The organism is Planococcus circulans (assembly GCF_020023385.1).
GTDB lineage: Bacteria > Bacillota > Bacilli > Bacillales_A > Planococcaceae > Planococcus.
Map to the genome: position 1 here is coordinate 1 of NZ_JAIQCL010000037.1, position 409 is coordinate 409.

Annotated in this window: 3 tRNA genes; all 3 read right to left on the reverse strand. The window is 49.1% G+C overall.

Annotated features, from left to right (window positions below):
• Positions 1 to 80: 80 nt before the first annotated feature.
• A tRNA-His gene (locus K8U60_RS18965) sits at positions 81 to 156 on the reverse strand.
• 44 nt (positions 157 to 200) lie between these two features.
• Positions 201 to 273 (reverse strand) — tRNA-His (locus K8U60_RS18970).
• A 19-nt stretch (positions 274 to 292) separates the two neighbouring features.
• Positions 293 to 366 (reverse strand) — tRNA-Trp (locus K8U60_RS18975).
• Positions 367 to 409: the final 43 nt, after the last annotated feature.

The window sequence follows — 409 nt, forward strand, 5'->3', positions numbered from 1 at the left end:
AATCACAATCCGGTGCGTTAACCACTTCGCCACGACCGCCACTTTATTATTTATAAAGTACATTTATTGAAATGAAAACATGGGGCGGACGAGGGGAATTGAACCCCCGAGTGCCGGAATCACCATCCGGTGCGATAACCCCTTCGCCACGACCGCCACTTTATAATTTATAAAGTACATTTATTGAAATGAAAACAGGGGGCGGACGAGGGGAATTGAACCCCCGAGTGCCGGAATCACAATCCGGTGCGTTAACCACTTCGCCACGACCGCCATCATAAAAATTTAAAATTGGCAGGGGCAGTAGGAATCGAACCCACATCGGAGGTGTTGGAGACCTCTGTTCTACCGTTAAACTATGCCCCTAAAAACTGGTGGTGGGGGGCAGATTCGAACTGCCGAACCCGAA